A 21,512-nucleotide genomic window follows, 5' to 3' on the forward strand; every position below is an offset into this window, starting at 1 on the left:
ACACTAGAAACTCCGTAATCAAAATCATCGATTTTATAGATAAAGATTAAAACCTGAAACCTGATCCCGAAGCTTCGGCACTGAAACTTGAAACTTGAAACTTGAAACTTGAAACTTGAAACTTGAAACATGAAACTAAATCTTATCTCTAAAATCAAACCACAAATTCATTTTAATTCCGTCATCTCCGCTTTTAATACGAATGTTTGTCGGCTGACTTTGAGGTCCTTGCTGTTCTAAAGGTTTAAAATCTCGCATTGCTGGAATTTCATACATAAACGAAATATCTCCTTCCGGAAAAGCCGGTTGTGGGTTGCTTCCTGCAAAGCCATTTTTTGGCAAATCAGGCGTAAATAATCTCAAAAATAAATTATCATTTTCACTGAAAACTTTAAAGGAAGATGCTCCCGCTTTTAAATTTGCTCCCAATAAATTGGCATGATATCCTTTAAATTCAGGATAAATTAGATTCTCAAAACTTTCACCTGTAATGGTATTGTTATATTCTTTTTCCCAAATACCGTAAGTTGTTCCTTTAATTCTGTTTTTCCAAACATGATACGGACCTCTTCCAAACCATTTGATGCCAGTAACCTCTTTTTCAGGAAAACTAAACGTAATTCCAAAAGCGCTGATTTTATCTTCAAAAAAAGCACCGTCAAAACCTTCTCCTCCAGATGCATTTTTAAGGGCAATTAATTCCATTTTAAATCTTCCGTCCGGTTCCATAATCCATTTTATAGAAGATAATCCGCCAGCATACGAAACACTGCAAACAGCTTTATCTCCTTCTTGCGAAAGCTGAATATCTTTTAATTTTGCTTTCATACCAATTGGGCGAGGTCCATTTGTAAGCGGAATAGTTGATGTTCCATTTTTAATAGACATGATTTCTCCAGTTGCAGCATCAAAAGTAACGGTAACATCGCTTCCTTTTAAAGTGATTTCATTTCCAGATTTTACGCCAGTTGCTTTTGCTTTTGTATTTTGAACGGCTAAAAATTTAGCAGCATAAAATTTAGCTTTATGAATAGGCCAAGTCCAAGTATAAATTTCTTTATTGAATTGATCATAAGCTGAGATCGATAAAATGTCGCCTTCCGCAAAATTGCTCGGAACCGCAAATTGAATTTTGCGTGTTTCACCTGGATCAATACTCGGAATTTCAATTTTTCCTTCACTTATTTCTTTAGAAGTTCCATTTGTATAAAGTACATTATTATCTGCTTTTAATACTTTAAATTCCATTTTGCAAGAATTCAAATTACTAAAAAGATATTCATTTTTAATGAGGAACGATCCGTCAAAATCTTCTGAAACCTGTTTCGGCTGAAATTGAATTGGCGCCCAAACTTCTTTAACTGTATAATAACTTCCTTCTCTTTCACGGTGAGGTCCAAGAATTCCATCCGCGGCAAGCGAACCTTTTGAGTCAAATTTTACATCTCCTGTCCAATCTGAGCGTTTTACAGCCTCATCGAGCATTGCCCACATAAAACCTCCAGCAAAAAGCGGACTTTCCTTATAGCGGTTCCAGAAATCTTCCAGGGCTGCGCCGTGTCCGTTATCGTATGTTCCGTGCATGAATTCAGTTGGAAAAAATACATTTTCACCTGCGTTAAAACGATGCATTCCAGTCAAATAAGTAGGATAATGATGCGTGTCCCAGCCATTAAAATCAGCCCAAGGATGAATTACAATTCTCTTTTGTGGATCTTTTTCTGCAAAAACCTTATCAGTATCATAATTCCAACCGCCTTCATTTCCGTTATCCCAAATAATTACAGAGGCGTGATTCACATCGCGTGTAATCATTTCATTTGCTAATTTGGCTCCAGTCTCAGTATCGTACGAGTTTTGCCAGCCAGCCAATTCATTCAAAACAAAAAGACCTAGCGAATCACAAACTTGTAAAAAGTGCGTGTCCGGCGGATAATGCCCGCGAACCGCATTCATATTCATGTCTTTGATTAATTTGACATCTAATTCGCTGATGCGTTTGCTGGTGCTTCGTCCGCCTTCTGGCCAAAAAGAATGGCGGTTGATTCCCTTCATCAAAATTTTAGTACCGTTGACATAAATTCCGTCTTGTTTTTTAAATTCTAACGTTCTAAAGCCAATGCGTTTATTGTATTGATGAATTGCAGTTCCGTTTTGTTTTAAAACCAACTGCAAATCATATAAATTAGGATTTTCTGGATTCCAAGGTTTAATATTTTTCCATTGTGCTGCAATCGATTCTTTTATGCTTTTTGCTTTAATCGGAAAAGTAAAAGTTTGAAAATTTTCTCCATTTAAACCTTTAATAGTGGCTTCTAAAGTTGTGTTTTTAGAAATATTTTTAAGATCCAAATCAACAGTCAGAGAGCCATCCATTTTTGGATTCACGGCAATATTTTCAATGTGAGTTTTAGGAGAAACTTCCAGCCAAACCGGACGATAAATACCTCCAAAAAGCCACCAATCTGCTCTTCTTTCTGCTGCATTTACTGATTTATTGGCAGAATGTTTCCAGACATGAACTTCTAAAGTATTTTTAACACCATATTTTAGTAAAGTTGAAATCTCATATTTAAATTCATAAAAACCGCCTTGATGAATTGCTCCCGCCAGTTTTCCATTTACTTTAACTTCTGTATCCGTCATAGCCCCTCCAAAAGCAATCAGAACATCTTTGCCTTTATACTCAGCAGGAACCTCAAATTCATATTTGTATAAGCCTTCTTCTTTGCTTGGTTCTTTTTGGTTCAATTCTTTATACCATCTTCCATATGTATATTCGCCAAAACCTTCTAGTTCCCATTGCGACGGAACATTTATTTTAGACCAGGTTTTACTGTTATTTCCTTCCGTACAATAAAAATCCCATTGTACAGGATGTTCAAAATCTTTTCCGGAAAGATAAATTTTATCTGTTTGCTGTGCGTTGCTGTTTTGGGTCAGAAAAAGCGTAAACGCAATAATAGAGAGGTTTTTGATAGTGTTTTTTAGCAGCATAGTAATTGAATTCTTTGATGGTTAATTGCCATCTGGTTTTGAAATTTCAAAGCGAGCACTCATTGGTAGAGTCCAGTTCGAAATAGAATTTGGTTTTTTCGGATTGTAATTTGGTATTTCTTTTTTAATCTGTTTTTTTAATGGAATATCAAGCTCACGAATGCCGCTTAGTACACAAAGTGCGATCTCATTTGCTCCAAAACTATTAAAATGAGTATTGTCATCCAAAGCTTTTTCTTGTCCTGGAAAAGTATTGGCAGGATATTGCACAAAAGCTTTTCTAGAAGGTTCGTCGCCCCAAGCTTCGTATAATTCTGTTGTTATTTTGGTAATGTCAATAAGCGCAATCTTATCTTTTTGTGCAACAGCGCGCATCGCAGCAGGAAATTCGCCGTGTGTTTCTTTTAAAGTTCCGTTTTCATTAAAAAACCGGCGCTGTGTTGGCGTTACTAAAACCGGAATTGCACCTTTATCTTTGGCTGACTGAACAAATTCGGTTAATAAGGTGGAGTATGATCCCCATGCGCCATTTCCTTCGCCTTTTATTTTTTCGTCGTTATGCCCAAATTCGACAAATAAATAATCTCCTTTTTTAATTTGAGTAAGAATCTTTTTTAAACGGTTTCCAGCTTTAAAAGAACTCAGTGCTGAACCAGAATAAGCATAATTTGATACCACAACAGAATCATCAAAATAGTTTGTGATAAATTGTCCCCAAGAGGCCCAAGGCTCAACATCTTGATCTGTAACTGTTGAATCTCCCGCTAAATAAACAACGGTAAGATTATCTTTTGGCGTAATTTTTATACTTTGTATAGATGCTTCTCCCAAAAATTCTAGTGTCAGTTTATCATCCCAATCTAAAATATCTTTTTCTCTATCTTTTAGAGTAACATTAATATTGTCATCTATTTTTGGATTTCTCACATTTACGTTGAAAATTTTGGTAACTGTTTTTCCCTTTTTAATAAAAAGCTGATCGAGCATTAATCGTCGCGATTCTGCTTTTATAGTAACATTTGATTCTTTTTCAGAACTTCCGAGCAGAACTTCAATTTGATAATTTCCTTCAGGAAGTTTTACTGAAAAATAGGCTGGTTTTTCAACAGAAAAAGAATTAGAATTGATTCTTATATTCGAAACTGAGTTAAAATCAAAGCCATATCCTAAAGTTGAATTATAAACCAAAGCATTATTTATGATTTTTGCTTTTGAAGTTTTTAAAGCAGTTCCAAATTGAAATAATAGAGGTTTAGTATTTTTAGTACTATCAGCCGAAATTTCTTTTGATAAAATTAAATTTCCATTTGAATGCATAGCAAAGAAAACAGCTGGCATGCAAAGACAAAAAGAGACGAGTAATATTCTAATTTTTATCAATTTTTTGAGATTTTAATTTATTTGATTTTCAAATCTAGCGGTTCATTTTTGATATACTATCCTGTACTATGATGTTAAAAACAATTTGAAATCGCTAAAATTTAATATAGTTTTTATATTTAATGAATCAGGTAGGTACAGGATACTATACCACAAAAAAACAAAGAAATTGCATCATAATTATTGAATCAATAAAATAAATACATAATAATTTTATTTTATGTTTATTTATAATTAGTCATTTTTACCATTTTATGAAAACAAAACGGCATTCTATTCAAATTCTAATTGTGTTGTTCCTTTTATGTTCAGTTATAACATTTGGGCAGGAAAAAGCAGTTCGAAAAATTCATTATGCGCCTGATGGAAATAGTTTTGTATTAAAAAATGGTACCCGAAAATTCAATCGTGCTCTATACGGTTCTAATACCGGATTTAGAGTCGAAACGGGCGATTTGCCTGAATTTGCAATGTACATGCCAGGAATGGGAGGAAATCTTAAATTAGGTTTGATAAATGGAAAAGAAAGCAAATGGATTACCGAAGCATCAAAAATTGATACTCGTTATGTTTTGGGAACCATGCGGTACGAAATTCAAGACCTGATTTTAGGAAACGGAAAACTATTTATTGACGTTGTCGCTTTAAAAGAAAAAGAAGGTTTTATTATAAAAGCTTATGGTAAAAATATTGATAAAAAAATCAATTTACTTTGGACTTTTGGCGGTGCAACCGGAAAGAAGTTCAGTCGTGACGGCGATATCGGTGCAGATCCAGAATCGGTCTTTTATTTACAGCCTGAATATTGCATCAATAATACATACACTTTAAATAAGGATTTTTTTTTACTGGAATACGGTTCAGAAAGCAACAAACAAAAAACAGGAAACAATAAAAGTCTGTTTGGCTTTTTTCCCGACTCAGAAACACATTTAGCCAATGCAAATCAGCAAAATTCGCCTTTAGAACTTTATAATGCTAAGCCAGAATCTTTGCCAGTCATTACTGGAAAAACAAAAAATGTTCAAAAAGATATTTATTGGCTATTTTCTACAGAAGATTTAAAACTTAATGTTTCGCAAAAAGGTTTAGCACAGCTTTTTGATAAATCAGTTCAAGAAACAGCGCTTTTAGCAAACAGAGTTAAAGTAGTAACGCCGGATCCTTATATTAATACTTTAGGTTCAGCTCTTTCAATAGCGGCTGACGGAATTTGGGAAAGTCCAGCTTATCTCCACGGCGCAATTGCATGGAGAATGTACCTGAACGCGTGGCGCGGCGCATATACTGCTGATCCTTTAGGATGGCACGACCGTGCAAAATCGCATTTCTCGAGTTACAGCAATTCGCAGGTTACAACGCCAGCAAACGGCCCAGTTGTTTTTGATACTGAAAAAAATTTAGCACGCCAGAAAGAAGAAATGGGAACATCTATGTTCAGCAGCGGTTACATCAGCCGTAGCCCGAATAAAAATACGATTCCGCATCATTACGATATGAATTTGATTTTTATAGACGAAATGCTGCGTCATTTTAAATGGACAGGTGATACCACTTTTATAAAAGAAATGTGGCCAACCATTCAGAGACATTTAGATTGGGAAAAAAGAAATTTTGATGCAGATGGCGACGGACTTTATGATGCTTATGCGTCGATTTGGGCTAGCGATGCTTTACAATATAGCGGAGGAGGCGTGATTCATTCCTCAGCTTATAATTATTACGCGAATAAGACAGTTGCAGAAATTGCTAAAAATATAAACGAAGATGCCAATCCATTTTCTGCGGAAGCGGATAAAATTATAAAAGCCACAAATGATCAGCTTTGGTTAAAAAATAAAGGAATTTTTGCCGAATATAAAGATGCTCTAGGAAACAGATTATTACATGAAACGCCGGGAATCTGGAGTATTTACCATACAATCGATTCTGAATTGTCAACGCCTTTTGAGAGTTATCAAATGTTGAGTTATATTGATAATCAGATTCCGCATATACCCATTTCGGCCGAAGGATTAGATAAAAAAGACCTTTATGTAATTAGTACAACAAATTGGCAGCCGTATACTTGGTCGATCAATAATGTGGCTTTGGCTGAACAATTGCATACTTCTTTGGCTTTCTGGCAAGGAGGAGAAGCCGATAAAGCCTACACAATGTGGGAAAGTGCATTGATAGAAAGTATGTATCTCAGTCCTTCGCCAGGAGGTTTTGAACAGCTGATGTATCAAGATGCAATGCGAGGTGAATTGTACCGAGATTTTGCAGACCCAATTGGTATGGCGTCGAGAACTTTGGTTGAAGGTTTGTACGGAATTCAGCCTGACGCAATCGCTGGAGTTTTGACTATTCAGCCCGGTTTTCCTTCAAAATGGGATAATGCTTCTTTAGAAATTCCGGATGTTTCTTTTTCTTTTAAAAGAGAAAATAAGACAGACATTTATCATATTGAAAATCATTTTACTTCAAAAATGAATTTAAAATTGGTTCTTAGCGCCCCTTATGACAGAATCGAAAGCATTACCGTAAACGGAAAAGCCCATAGTTGGAAAGTGATTCCGGAAAGTATCGGAGCACCAAAAATGAGTATCGAAGCGCCTTATAATTCAGTTTATGACATTAAAATAAATTGGAAAGGCGGTACTCTAGAAAAAATGTTTTCGAAATTAAATTATGCTTCAGGCGACGCACTGCATTTAATAACGGCTAAAGCTGAAATTGTTTCGGTTTATGATCCGCAATCTTTTTTAGGAGAAATTTCGAAGACAGAGAAAACTTTTCATTCTACTGTAAAGGGAGATGGAAATAAGATGTTCTTTTTGCAGCTGAAACAAGGCGATTTTGCATGGTGGCATCCTTTAGAAATTATACTAAAATCTAAAATTGAATCGCAGGTAAAACTTTCTAATAGTATTTTAGAAATTTCGCTTAAAAACAATACAAACCAAAAGATTGAAGGAAATGTGGTTTTTGATGCTTCCGCTAAAGAAAATCAGGATAAAATTATTTTAGATTTAAAAGAGCATCAATCAATTCAAATTCCCGTTCAGGATTTAATGCCGGGAACAAATAGCTTTTCAATAAAAAACGATTCAAAAGTTATTCAAAAAATAACTTTTACGAATTGGGATATCCCTCTAAACTCTAAAAATAAATTTGAAACAGTTTCGCTTTCAGCTTTTTTTAATGCAAAAGTTACCGATATTTTTAATAACGAATATGTATCACCAAGACCCAAAACCACGTCAATCCAACTTCCAAAACAAGGAATTGGGAATTGGTGTTATCCAAATTTAGCTGTAAAAATTGATGATTCAGGCTTGCGCCAAAAAGCAAAAGCAAACGGACAGATTAGAACTCCAGAAGGGATTTCGTTTCAAACACCATCTGATGAAAATCAGAAAAATATTGTTTTCACTTCTATGTGGGATAATTATCCTGAAAGCATTAATATACCGCTTGAGGGAAAAGCTTCACACGCTTATTTTATGGTTGCCGGAACAACAAACCCAATGCAAAGCCGTATGATAAATGGCGAAATAAAAGTCGGATATACAGACGGAACTTTTGAGATTTTACAATTAAAAAATCCAGAAAACTGGTGGCCAATCGAACAGGATTATTTTACAGACGGATTGGCGTTTACGACAGATGCTCCAAAACCGCCAAGAGTTTATTTGAAATCAGGTGAAGTTTCAAGGAATTTTAACCATTTCAGCATCTTAAAAGGATTTACAAATTATGGCGTTGACGGTGGCGCTGCAACAATTTTAGATTTGCCACTGAACAAAAATAAAACATTAAAAAGCCTGACTCTTAAAACAATTGCCAATGATGTGGTGATTGGTTTGATGAGTTTGACTTTAGTTAGATAATTAGTTTAATTAGAGAATGTGTCAATTTGAAAAGTAGATAATGTGGAATGAGAAAAACGAAATATGAAGGACTGTTTTATTTTCTTATAACACAATATTGTCATCCCGAGGAACGAGGGATCACACTAGAAATTCTTCACAGAATGTCGCCAATCTTTGTCTAGCAACTAGTGTGATTTCTCCTTCGTCGAAATGACAAAATTGTGAGAACTGTAACTGTTAAAAAATAACCAAATGAAAAAACAACTTTTAATTACTTTATTTCTAATTGCGATTTCGTTATCGGCACAGCAGAAAATTGACCGAAAAGCATTAGTAAATCGCCATAATGTTCAAATTTCTGCTATAGATACTTTGGCTTCTTTAACTGTCGGAAACGGTGCTTTTGCTTTTACTGTTGATGCTACTGGACTGCAGACTTTTCCAAAAACCTATCAGCACGGAATTCCGCTTGGAACACAGTCAGAATGGGGCTGGGACAGTTATAAGAACACAAATGGTTATAAATTTTCAGAAACTTTAAAAGATTACAAACAGTATGGAAGGGATATTTCATATACCGTCCAGATAAAAGAGCCCGCTCGAAAAGTTGAAGCGGTAAATTGGTTTCGCCAAAATCCTCATTTATTGCAATTGGGAAATTTAGGTTTTGAAATTATCAAAAAAGACGGAAGTGCAGTAATCCCATCAGACATAAAATCGATTTCTCAAAAGTTGAATTTATGGACTGGAGAAATAGAAAGTTATTTTGAAGTTGAAGGAATTCCAGTCACCGTTTTAACGGTTTCACATCAGCAAAAAGACGCAATTGGCGTAAAAGTAAAATCAGATTTATTACAGCAAAAACGCTTAAAAATAAGTTTGAGAATTCCGTTTCCAACTGGAGATTGGGCCGATATGGGAACAAAATGGGAGGGAAAAGAAGATTATAAAAGTACGCTTGTCGAAAAGTCAAAAACAGAAGCTGTTATAACGCATGTTATGGACAGCATTTCGTATAACGTCAGTTTGAATTGGAAAGGAAATGCGCAGATAAAAAAGACTTCGGATCATTATTTTGTTATTGAAGCATCAAATACGAATACTTTAGAATTGAGTTGTCTTTTTGCTTTAGCAGATAAAAAAGTTTCAAATTCATCTTTCGCAGAAATCGAAAACAGCAGTATAAAAGGCTGGGAACAATTCTGGAAAAGTGGTGCTGCGGTAGATTTTTCAGGAAGCACAGATCCGCGTGCAAAAGAACTGGAAAGAAGAGTTATACTTTCTCAATATTTGACAAAAGTACAATGTACTGGAAAAATACCTCCACAGGAAACGGGATTAACTTATAACAGCTGGTATGGCAAACCGCATTTAGAAATGCATTGGTGGCACGGTGTTCATTTTGCACTTTGGGGGAGACCAGAATTATTGGAAAAAAGTCTTCCGTGGTATCAAAAGGTTTTTGATAAAGCAAAAAATATAGCAAAAAGACAAGGTTTTGAAGGCGCAAGATGGCAAAAAATGACCGACCCCGATGGTAATGAAAGTCCGTCATCAGTGGGATCATTTTTACTTTGGCAGCAGCCGCATTTTATTACATATGCCGAATTAATGTACCGCGACAAACCAACAAATGCGACATTAAATTTATACAGCGAACGTGTTTTTGCAACAGCAGATTTCATGGCTTCGTTTGCAAATTATGACAGTAAAACCGATCGTTATGTTTTGGGACCCGGTGTAATTCCGGCACAAGAACGCTTTAAGGCGATGGAAACTTTTAACCCAACTTATGAATTGGCTTATTGGAATTGGGCCTTAAAAACAGCAATCGTGTGGAAGAAAAAATTAAACCAAAAAGTACCTGAAAAATGGGAAAATGTGTTGGCTAAGTTATCTCCATTACCCGTTGCAAATCAAGTTTATCTGGCAACAGAAAGCGCAACTGATTCGTACACAAACCCAGAATTCAAAACCGATCACCCATCTGTTTTGGGAACTTTTGGCATGTTGCCTGAAACTTCTCTTTTGGATAAAAAAATCATGAAAAATACTTTTGATCTGGTTTGGAATACTTGGTCCTGGGATAAAACTTGGGGTTGGGATTTCCCGATGACAGCAATGACAGCCGCGCGTTTGCAAATGCCTGAAAAAGCAATTGATGCCTTGTTTATGAACGTGACAACAAATACGTATTTAAAAAACGGACATAATTATCAAGCAGAAAGATTGACGTTATACCTTCCCGGAAACGGAGGTTTATTAACAGCAGTTGCCATGATGTGCGCCGGCTGGGATGGAAATACGGAAGAAAATCCAGGTTTTCCAAAAGACGGAACATGGAAAGTGAAGAGTGAAGGATTTAAGAAGATGTTTTGATTTTTTAGAGATGCTAAGATACTGAGTTGCTAAGGTTTTTGAGTTTAGTTTGTCATTCCGAGGAACGAGGAATCACACACGAAACTCGACAAAGATTTGTAATTCTCGTTGCGGAGCTACTCGCGTAGATTCCTCGTTCCTCGGAATGACAAGAAGACTAAAAAAATCTGCGCAAATTTGCTAAAATCATTAATCTGCGTGAAAATTTACAATTAAAATAATCAAGCCAATTATGAAAAAAATAATTCCACTACTATTATTGCTTTTATCAGCTTCCCTTTTTGCGCAAAGGCAAATGGAAAATCTTGATCGAGGCATAATTGCTATAAAAGACAAAGGCCAATTTTTTATTGGATGGCGTGTTTTAGGCACTGACTCTGATGCTTTAGCTTTCAATTTATATCGAAAAAGCGGTTCAAAAAAAGCAATCAAATTAAACGATAAACCTATAACTGGCGCAACTAATTTTCTGGATACAAAGGCAAATGCTCAGGAAGAAAATACTTGGTTTGTAAAAACGGTTTTAAAAGGAAAAGAAACGGATGCAAAAGGAAGTTTTACGATTCCGGCTTCTAGTCCAGATAAAGATTATTTGTCAATTGCTATAAAACCGGTTGAAGGTTATATTCCAAATGATCTTTCAACAGGCGATTTAGATGGAGACGGAAAATATGATTTGATCGTCCATATGACGGGAAAAGCACATGACAATTCGCATACCGGAATTACGGATCCTCCTATTTTTCAGGCGTATACTTTAGAAGGCAAGTTTTTATGGCAGATTAATTTAGGAAAAAACATCCGCGAAGGCGCACATTATACACAATTTATGGTGTATGATTTGGATGGCGACGGAATTTCAGAATTTGTCTGTAAAACGGCCGACGGAACAACGGACAGCCAAAATAACGTAGTAGGAGATGCCTCAAAAGATTGGGTCGATAGGGATCCTGCTTCAGGTACTTTTGGAAAGATTTTAAAAGGACCTGAATTTCTTTCTGTTTTTGATGGAAGAACCGGGAAACTAATTACAACAGTAGATTATATAGCCGAAAGAGGTGATCTTGCTGGCTGGGGCGGACATGGAGGCAGTGGCGGAAATGATACAAAAGGAAATAGAATTGATCGTTTTACGGCTTGTATTGCGTATTTAGACGGCATACATCCGAGTGTTGTAATGTGCCGAGGGTATTACGGAAGAACCGTTTTAGCTGCTTGGGATTTTAAAAACGGCAAATTAACTTCGAGATGGGTTTTTGACAGTAAAGATGCCGAAAATCCGTATTCTGGAATGGGAAATCACGGACTTACAGTTGCTGATGTAGATAACGATGGAAAAGATGAAATAATTTACGGCTCGATGTGTGTTGACGATAATGGAAAAGGATTGTATACCACAGGTTTTAGACACGGTGATGCTCTGCATGTCTCTGATCTTGATCTGGATATTCCGGGTTTAGAAGTTTTTGGAATACACGAAATAGAAAACGGAACAACTGGACCTGGAGTAACTTTGTTTTCAGCAGCCGATGGAAAGGTTTTGTTTACGGATTCAATCAATGAAGATGTCGGCAGAGGCGTTGCAGATAATATTGACCCGACTAGAAAAGGTGCACAATGCTGGTGGTCAGGCTCTCCCAATTTATATGACATGAAAGGAAAAGTGATAGGAAAAGCACCAAGCTCTATTAATTTTTTAATTTACTGGGATGGTGACACTTCAAGAGAATTACTGAATTCAAATTATATTGATAAATACGATAAAGGAAGATTGTTTACAGCAACAGGAGCAGTTTCTAATAATGGAACAAAATCTACACCAGCACTTTCTGCAGATCTTTTTGGAGACTGGAGAGAAGAGCTGATTCTGAGATCTGAAGACAATACAGAGTTACGAATTTATTCTACGACAATTCCAACCGAAATTAGGCAATACACTTTGATGCATGATCCTCAATACAGATTGAGTATCGCTTGGCAAAATGTAGGTTACAATCAGCCTCCTCATACAAGTTTTTACATGGGAAAGGACATGATGCCGGCGCCTAAGCCAAATATTTTTTTGGTGGTTAAGAAATAGCTTTTATTTAAGGTGCTAAGATTCTAAGATACTAAGGTTCTAAGGTTTTTTTACAAGAGGTTTTGTTGCAGACACACACCGCAGTGCGTCTATCGCATTTTATGAACACAACATTATCATTTCGAGGAACGAGAAATCATACTAGAAACACTACAAAGAATGGCGAAAAGCTGTGTAGATAAACAAGTGTGATTTCTCGTTCCTCGAAATGACAAACGATGCGGAAAAGCCTTAGAACCTTAGTATCTTAGAACCTTAGCCCCTTAGATAGAATTTCGATCAATAAAATTAAAAGGCACTTTAACCTGACCTTTTTCTTTGTTCAAAATCATTCGGGCAGCGGTTTCTCCCATTACATTGAAATCGGTCGACATTACGGTGATTCCTAAAAGCTCTTTAAGTGGTGTGTCGTTATAGGAGATCACGCCAATATCTTTGCCTAAAACATATTCTTCATCGCGAATCTGTTTCATTAAATTCACTAGGTCAGATTCTTCAATAGTAATAAACAAATCACCTTTTTTAAGAATCATATCATCGTAAACTTCGCTCAGAATCTCAAAATTGATTTCATGTTCTACACAAAATTTTCTGAAACCATGCAGGATTCGGCGCGGATAAGGATAAACTGCTTTTTCAGGATATACAAGAATTAGTCTTTTATATTTTGATATTTTTGAAAGCCCTTCTTTTAAGGCGTTATAGATATCATTTTCAAAATCCTGATAAATCTTGATAATTTCGCCTTCCATTCCAAGTTTTATATTATCCATTAAAACGAGCTTTTCGTCAGGAATTTTCTGGATTGCCTTGGCTACTTCATCGGTAAAACTTAAATGTTTTAACTCATCCGTTTTAAAATGGGTTGTAATAACATAGTAATCGTAAGCGCCTTCAAATTTGTCTAACAAATTCAAAAACAGCGTTTCGTCGCAATGATAAATGTGCAGGTCTGTATGGGCATTGGCTCCCAGTGTATTAATAAAAGAGCTGTAGGTTTTCATCTTATATGCGCTCACTTTATTAATTAAAAACAAAATATTTACTTTCGATTCTAATTTAGTTCGCGTGATGTAATATCCTTTTCCTCTGATTGAAGAGATAATTTTTCGCTCTTTTAAGATATTATAAGCCTTTTCAACAGTATCCCGCGACATATAAAACTCTTCGCTGAAACTGTTTATGGATGGTATTTTTTGATTTATTTTCAGATTTCCATTGGCAATATTCTGCAGGATTGAATCTACAATCTGCTTGTACTTAGGAACCCTGGAGTCTTCATCTATTTTTATTAGTTTAATCATTTTGTAGGTTCTTGCAAATTATGCTGAAATTTTCGGGACATAATTCTGAATTATAATTTGTATTCAAAAGGTTTATATAAAACCTGAAAAATAAGCGGTTTTGGTACTTTTCTCACAAAAGCATCAAAATTAAATAAGGCTTATTTTATGTTTTTGCTGATTTGTTTATTTATGGCTTATTGAGGATATAATAATTACGAAATCGATTGCTAAAATAGAAATTTTAAATTTATATTTCGACTTTAAATGCATTCTTCTTTGCAATAATCTTCGCTTTTAACATAATTGCAAAATCATAAAGGATAGTACAGGACAGTTTTCTTTTTTACATTCTCTTATTTTACAAAACCAGATTAACTATCAAATAACCACAAACTAAAATTATTAAATGGAATCATTACTCGGTATTATTTTTCACTCCATAGGAGGTTTTTCTTCCGGCAGTTTTTATATGCCTTTCAAAAAAGTTAAAAATTGGGCTTGGGAAAGTTACTGGCTCGTAGGAGGTTTTTTCTCTTGGCTGATTGTACCGCCAATTGCTGCGTATTTAACTATTCCACATTTTACCGAGATTATTGTTCATGCTGCTCCGTCTGTTAAAGCGTTAGCATTCATAATGGGATTGATTTGGGGAGTAGGTGGACTTACTTATGGTCTTGGCGTTCGCTATTTAGGAATGTCATTAGGAAACTCAATTACTTTAGGATTCTGCTCTGCTTTTGGAGCTTTAATTCCACCCATTTATTATCATTTCAATACAGTCGAAGGCAAAGAATCAATTAGTGATATGTTTTCGAATTCAGGCGGACAAATGGTTTTGGCTGGAGTATTGATATGTATTATAGGTATTGCTATTTTAGGAAAAGCAGGAATGCTGAAAGAAAAGGATTTTGCAACGGGTCATGAAGATAAAGACAAAGATTTTAATCTGGTAAAGGGGTTGATTATTGCTATTATATCAGGTGTTTTAAGTTCATTCTTTAACTTCGGAATCGAAGCGGCTAAACCAATGGCTGCTGTTGCAAATGAGGCTTGGAAATTAGCAAATCCAAATCAGGGGGAATTTTTATTCCAAAATAATGTAAGTTATATTGTTATACTATGGGGAGGATTAACAACCAACTTTATCTGGTGTTTATACCTTAATTTCAAAAACAAAACTTTCTCAGATTATGTAAATACACAAACGCCAATTGCTAAAAATGTTATGTTTTCAGCCATTGCGGGAACAATGTGGTTTTTGCAGTTTTTCTTCTACGGAATGGGTGAAAGCAAACTAGGAAACGGAGCCAGTTCATGGATTCTCCATATGTCTACAATTATCTTGACCGCTAATTTCTGGGGATTCTATCTGAAAGAATGGAAAGGCGTTTCTAAAAAAACATTCCGAACTTTTTTATGGGGAATTGGATTGATTATGCTTTCGATCGTAATCGTTGGAATCGGAAATTCATTGTAATACAGTAATTAAAAAATAAACAACCAAATGTCGAATATAAATACAAATAATATGAATTTTAAGCATGTAAGCTATCTTTGGGATGAGGCTAAGGCGGCAGCATTGGCAGGAGATGAAGTAGGGCTTTTTATTTATCGCTCTAATTTATTAGGAGCCGATTTAAGATTGACAAACTATGGAGGCGGAAACACTTCTGTGAAAATAACAGATAAAGACCCATTAACCGGAGCAAGCTCTGAAGTTATGTGGATAAAAGGTTCTGGTGGAGACATCGGAACATTAACAAAATCAGGCTGTGCGGCTCTTTATTTAGACAGGCTTCGCAATCTTGAAAATGTGTACAGAGGAATTGAATTTGAAGATGAAATGGTAGAGTTATTCAACCACTGTATTTTCGATTTAGCGTCAAAAGCACCTTCTATTGATACGCCTTTGCACGGATTTTTGCCTTTCAAACATATTGATCACCTTCATCCTGATGCGGCAATTGCTATCGCTGCAGCAAAAGATGGAGCAAAAATTACCGAAGAATTATTCGACGGAGAAATTGGATGGGTAGGATGGCAGCGCCCTGGTTTTGACCTTGGACTTCAATTAAGAAGCTGTTTGGAAGAAGCTGAAAAGAAAGGAAAAAAACTTCGCGGTATCATGTTAGGTTCTCACGGTTTATTTACTTGGGGAGATACGGCTTATGAAAGTTATATTAATACGCTTGAAGTAATTGAGAAATGTGCTGATTACTTAGAAAGCAATTACGGAAAAAAACGTCCCGTTTTTGGAGGCAAGAAAATCGAAAGTCTTCCAGAAGCTGACCGTAAATTAAAAGCAGCAAAAGTAGCACCAATTTTAAGAGGTTTCTGTTCTTCAGAACGTCAAATGATTGGACATTATACAGATGATGCAAGAGTTTTAGAATTCATTAATTCAAATGATCTGTCAAAATTAGCACCGCTTGGAACTTCTTGCCCGGATCACTTTTTAAGAACTAAAATCAGTCCGCTTGTTTTGGCATTAGACCCAAACGAAGATCTATCAGATGTTGATGCTGTAAAAGCAAAATTAACACCTGCTTTTGAGGCGTACCGTGCTATGTACAAAGACTATTATAATGCATGCAAAAAATCGAATTCGCCTGCAATGCGTGACCCAAATCCGGTGGTGATTTTATATCCTGGAGTTGGTATGTTTACTTTTGCAAAAGATAAAACAATGGCACGTTTGGCCTCAGAATATTATGTAAATGCTGTGAATGTAATGAAAGGTGCTGAAGCAGTTTCAGAATATACTTCGTTACCGCATCAAGAAGCATTTGATATTGAGTATTGGTTATTGGAAGAAGCTAAATTACAGCGTATGCCTAAACCAAAAGCCTTATCAGGAAGAGTGGCTGTAATTACAGGTTCTGCCGGCGGTATTGGTAAAGCGATTGCTAAAAAATTCGCTCAGGAAGGTGCTTGTGTAGTAATCAACGATATTAACGAAGAGCGTTTAGAATCGGCTACAGCTGAATTTATTACGCTTTTTGGAAAAGATGCTGTTGCCAGTACATTATTAAATGTTACCGATGAAGTAAGTACAGAAAAAGCATTAGATCAGGCATCTTTAGCTTTTGGAGGTGCTGATATTATTGTAAACAATGCTGGAATCAGTATTTCTAAATCAATAGCTGAACATACACTTGAAGAGTGGGACAGATTATATGATATTTTGGTAAAAGGACAATTTATTGTTTCTAAGGCCGGAATCGAAGTAATGCGCAAACAAGGATTTGGCGGAGACATTGTTAACATAGTTTCTAAAAATGCTGTTGTGGCTGGACCTAACAATCCTGGATACGGTTCTGCAAAAGCGGCTCAAGCACATTTAACACGCTTAATGGCAGCCGAATTAGGCGCTGATAAAATTCGTGTAAACACCGTAAATCCTGATGCAGTAATCTCAGACTCTAATATTTGGTCTGGCGGATGGGCAGAAGGGCGCGCAAAAGCATACGGCGTTACTGTTGCTGAATTGCCGGCTTATTACGCAAAACGTACGTTATTAAATGAAATTATATTGCCTGATGATATCGCAAACGCTTGTTTTGCTTTCGTTGGAGGTTTACTTGGTAAATCAACAGGAAATGCCTTAAACGTAGACGGCGGTGTATCAATGGGCTTTTATAGATAAAATTGTTTAGTTTTTTTAAGTTTGTTTAAGCAAAAGTGGTTTTTTGTAATATCTAACGTTCGATAAGTGTTCGAACGTTAGATTTTTTAAAATATAGAAACTGCTCTTAAGCAAAAAATAGAATAAATAATAAAATAAAACACGGGCACAATTATAGAATGTTATACATTGTATGCTCTATTAAAATTTACTACTATGCTAATCCAATCAACCACTATAGCATCTCATAATGATGATTTGCTAAAAAAACATCAAAATAAATTAGTTTTCACAGCATCAGAAATAGCAAATACAGAATCAATAATTCAAAAATTAATTGATTTTCAAATTGCAATTCCATCTTGGGCTTTAGGAACTGGAGGAACAAGATTCGGACGTTTTCCGGGAGGCGGAGAACCGCGCTCATTAGAAGAAAAAATCGAAGATGTTGGTTTGCTTCATGCGTTAAACAATGCTTCTGGCGCTATTTCGCTTCATATTCCTTGGGATATTCCTACAGATTATAAAGCAATAAAAAACCTTGCGGCACAACACGGATTAAAGTTTGACGCCATGAATTCGAACACTTTTCAGGATCAGGCTTCTCAGACAAATTCGTATAAATTTGGTTCACTTCAAAATGTAAATAAAGCCGTTCGTAAAGAAGCGATCGCTCATAATATTGAAGTTATTCAGCACGGAATTGAGTTGGGATCTGAATCTTTAACCGTATGGTTAGCTGATGGATCTTCTTTTCCAGGACAGTTAAACTTCCGTAAAGCGTATCAAAATACTTTAGAAAGTCTTGAGGAAATCTATGATGCTTTGCCTTCAAACTGGAAATTATTTTTAGAATACAAATGTGCTGAACCTAACTTTTACTCTACAACAGTTGCAGATTGGGGTCAGTCGTATTCATATGTTCAAAAATTAGGAGATAAAGCGCAAACTTTAGTCGATTTAGGACATCATTTGCCAAATGCCAATATTGAGCAAATCGTTTCATTATTATTAATGGACGGAAAATTAGGCGGTTTTCACTTTAACGATTCAAAATACGGAGATGACGATTTAACTGCTGGAGCTTTAAAACCCTATCAATTATTTTTGATATTTAATGAGTTAGTTGAAGGAATGGATGCAAGAGGAATGAATCACGCCAAAGATTTAGGCTGGATGATCGATGCATCTCACAATATAAAAGATCCTTTAGAAGATTTACTTCAATCTGTTGAAGCAATTATGATTGCCTATGCTCAGGCACTTTCTGTAGACAGAAAAGCGTTAGAAATTGCACAGCAAGAAAATGATGTTGTTAAAGCACAGGAAATTCTTCAAAATGCTTTCCGTACAGACGTTCGCGCACTAGTTGCTGAAGCTCGTTTGCGTTCTGGAGCAGCTTTAAATCCGGTTGATTTATATCGTTCTCTTGCGGTTAGAAATAATTTAATTGGCGAAAGAGGATTAAAAACAATGGCGACAGGATTATAATTATGAATTGTAAATTATGAATTATGAGTTATGAGTTATGTTGGTGTTAGCCATAATAAATTTGTAACTCATAATTCTCAATTCATAATAATCCGCATTCAAAATTCACAACTCACAACTCACAATTAATTAAATGAATGTAGTAGCAATTTTTGATATTGGTAAAACAAACAAAAAGGTATTTTTATTCGATGAGAATTATAAAATTGTTTGGGAAAAATCAGTAAATCTAGATGAAACTGTTGATGAAGATGGTTTTGCCTGCGAGGATATTGAAGTGCTCAAAAATTGGATATTAGATCGACTTTCGGAAATTAAAGAAAGGACAGATTATGTTCTTAAAGCAATAAATTTCAGTACTTATGGCGCTAGTTTTGTTTATATAGACGGGCACGGAAAAGTATTGACACCGCTTTATAATTATTTAAAAGATTATCCGGCAGATTTAAAAACTGGTTTTTATAATAAATATAAAGGCGAAGAAGTTTTTGCTGTAAAAACGGCTTCTCCTGTTTTAGGAAGTTTGAATTCTGGAATGCAGATTTACAGACTGAAAGAAGAAAAACCCGAATTATTTGAAAAAGTAAAATATTGCCTGCATTTGCCGCAATATTTGAGTTTTCTTTTAACGAATGAAGCATACGCCGATATTACAAGCATTGGATGCCATACTAATCTTTGGAATTTCAAAAAGATGAAATATCATAAATGGCTTAAAAATGAAGGCATTTCAGATAAGATTCCGCCGCTTCATTACGGGAAAGATATCATTAAAAAAGAAGACGGATTAGCAGTTGGAGTAGGGCTTCACGACAGTTCTTCGGCTATTATTCCATATACAATCAATTTTACAGAACCTTTTGTTTTATTGTCGACAGGAACTTGGAGTATTTCATTGAATCCTTTCAATACAAAACCTTTGACTTTTGAAGAGTTACAGCAAGATTGCTTGTGTTATATGCAGTATACAGAAAAGCCCGTAAAAGCGGCGCGACTGTTTTCTGGCAATGAACACGAAATTCAAGCGAAAAGATTGGCAACACATTTTGATGTTCCGTTTGATACTTTTAAAGACATTTATTTTGATAAAAAAATAGTTTCGAATTTAAGAGCGCTCAATTACCAGATTGTGTATCCAAAGAAATATGATTTTGATATTTTGAAGGAATGTCCTTTTCAAAAAAGAGATTTATCGTCTTTTAAAAGTTACGATATCGCCTATCATCAATTGATGCTTGATCTCGTTGAACAACAGGTTTTTTCGACTAATTTAGTGATTCATAATAGCCCTGTAAAGAAAATTTTTGTAGATGGCGGTTTCAGTAAAAATTCAATTTTTATGAATTTGCTTGCAGAGGCTTTTCCAGATGTAGAAGTTTACGCAGCGTCAATGGCACAGGCGAGTGCATTAGGCGCGGCGCTGGCCATTCATCAAAACTGGAATCCAAAACCAATCCAGAATGATTTAATTGATTTGAAATTTTATAAGCATTAATTAACAATTAAAAATTACGATTTAAAAATTAAAATCTGCTCAATCTGCAAGATCTGCGTGAAAAAATTAAAATAATTACCTTGTCATGAAAATCGGACTTTTTATACCATGTTATGTTGATCAATTTTATCCAAAAGTTGGAATTGCAACCTATGAACTTTTACAGAAATTAGGCTGCGATGTTCACTTTCCGATGGGACAGACTTGTTGTGGCCAGCCTATGGCAAACAGCGGTTATCAGCATTTAACGAAAGGCTGTGATGCGAATTTCATTTCTAATTTTGCTGGATTTGATTATATTGTTTGTCCGTCAGGAAGTTGTGTTTTGCATGTTAAAGAACATTTACACGACGAAAAAATGGAAGTTGTTGCGGCTGAAATGCGCAAAAGAGTATTCGAATTAACTGAATTTATAACGGATATTCTCAAAATAGATCATATCGACGGAAGCTTTCCTTACAATGTAGGAATGCATGTCAGCTGTCACGGTCAACGCGGATTAAAGCTTTCGCAGATGACCGAATTAAACGCGCCATTTTTCTCTAAACCTGAACAATTATTGCATAACATAAAAGGTTTGAATTTGGTTTCTTTATCTAGAAAAGACGAATGCTGTGGCTTTGGCGGCACTTTTTGTGTAACTGAAGAAGCAGTTTCTGTTAAAATGGGTCAAGACCGAATTAAAGATCATGAAAATCACCATGTTGATTATATAACCGGCGGTGATATGTCGTGTTTAATGCATTTGGAAGGAATTCTAAAAAGACAGAAAAGCAGCATTAAAACGATTCATATTGTGGAGATATTAAATTCAATGGCATAACAATAAATTTAAACACATAGAAACATAGATTTTCTTTGTGTAAAAAGATTAAAATAAATGACAAATCATTTACACATAGCTCTGTTTTTTCAAAAAAGC

At 35.4% G+C, this 21,512-nt stretch carries 11 protein-coding genes; 8 read left to right on the plus strand and 3 right to left on the minus strand.

The genetic code is table 11. The features are described from left to right. Positions 1-135: 135 nt before the first annotated feature. Together IR010_RS19815 and IR010_RS19820 are read right to left on the minus strand one after the other, a co-directional pair. A complete protein-coding gene (locus tag IR010_RS19815; RefSeq protein ID WP_194606095.1) occupies positions 136-2,997 on the minus strand; it encodes a glycoside hydrolase family 2 TIM barrel-domain containing protein in 2,862 nt (953 codons plus the stop codon). 21 nt (positions 2,998-3,018) lie between these two features. After that, on the minus strand, positions 3,019-4,335 hold the full coding sequence (locus IR010_RS19820) for a rhamnogalacturonan acetylesterase (RefSeq protein WP_228515209.1): 1,317 nt from the start codon (positions 4,333-4,335) through the stop codon (positions 3,019-3,021). A gap of 296 nt (positions 4,336-4,631) precedes the next feature. Between IR010_RS19820 and IR010_RS19825 the strand changes: the two genes are divergently transcribed. From IR010_RS19825 to IR010_RS19835, 3 genes are all read left to right on the plus strand, one after another. Then, positions 4,632-8,252 carry a DUF4450 domain-containing protein gene (locus IR010_RS19825; RefSeq protein ID WP_194606099.1) on the plus strand — a complete coding sequence of 1,207 codons (3,621 nt, stop codon included), beginning with the start codon at positions 4,632-4,634 and terminating at the stop codon, positions 8,250-8,252. A 234-nt stretch (positions 8,253-8,486) separates the two neighbouring features. Then, positions 8,487-10,613 carry a hypothetical protein gene (locus IR010_RS19830; RefSeq protein WP_194606100.1) on the plus strand — a complete coding sequence of 709 codons (2,127 nt, stop codon included), beginning with the start codon at positions 8,487-8,489 and terminating at the stop codon, positions 10,611-10,613. A 232-nt stretch (positions 10,614-10,845) separates the two neighbouring features. After that, positions 10,846-12,693 carry a rhamnogalacturonan lyase gene (locus IR010_RS19835; protein ID WP_194606102.1) on the plus strand — a complete coding sequence of 616 codons (1,848 nt, stop codon included), beginning with the start codon at positions 10,846-10,848 and terminating at the stop codon, positions 12,691-12,693. 263 nt (positions 12,694-12,956) lie between these two features. On the opposite strand, the gene IR010_RS19840 is transcribed toward IR010_RS19835, so the two are convergent. Further along, positions 12,957-13,997 carry a GntR family transcriptional regulator gene (locus tag IR010_RS19840; protein ID WP_029272598.1) on the minus strand — a complete coding sequence of 347 codons (1,041 nt, stop codon included), beginning with the start codon at positions 13,995-13,997 and terminating at the stop codon, positions 12,957-12,959. 388 nt (positions 13,998-14,385) lie between these two features. On the opposite strand from IR010_RS19840, the gene rhaT reads away from it, so the two are divergent. The 5 genes from rhaT to IR010_RS19865 all read left to right on the plus strand — a co-directional run bounded on the left by rhaT (position 14,386) and on the right by IR010_RS19865 (position 21,413). Then, entirely contained in the window at positions 14,386-15,456 is a 1,071-nt protein-coding gene (gene rhaT, locus IR010_RS19845; RefSeq protein ID WP_194606104.1) for an L-rhamnose/proton symporter RhaT, read from the plus strand. Positions 15,457-15,483: 27 nt separating this feature from the next. Next, positions 15,484-17,625: a bifunctional rhamnulose-1-phosphate aldolase/short-chain dehydrogenase gene (locus IR010_RS19850; protein WP_029272596.1), complete on the plus strand. Its 2,142-nt coding sequence runs from the start codon at positions 15,484-15,486 to the stop codon at positions 17,623-17,625. 195 nt (positions 17,626-17,820) lie between these two features. Further along, complete coding sequence (locus IR010_RS19855) at positions 17,821-19,095, plus strand: TIM barrel protein (protein ID WP_194606106.1); 1,275 nt, start codon at positions 17,821-17,823, stop codon at positions 19,093-19,095. Between the two features lie 133 nt (positions 19,096-19,228). Further along, positions 19,229-20,590: an FGGY-family carbohydrate kinase gene (locus IR010_RS19860; protein ID WP_029272594.1), complete on the plus strand. Its 1,362-nt coding sequence runs from the start codon at positions 19,229-19,231 to the stop codon at positions 20,588-20,590. An 85-nt stretch (positions 20,591-20,675) separates the two neighbouring features. Then, entirely contained in the window at positions 20,676-21,413 is a 738-nt protein-coding gene (locus tag IR010_RS19865) for a (Fe-S)-binding protein (RefSeq protein ID WP_194606108.1), read from the plus strand. Positions 21,414-21,512: the final 99 nt, after the last annotated feature.

It is taken from the genome of Flavobacterium sp. MR2016-29 (assembly GCF_015350695.1).
Lineage (GTDB): Bacteria > Bacteroidota > Bacteroidia > Flavobacteriales > Flavobacteriaceae > Flavobacterium.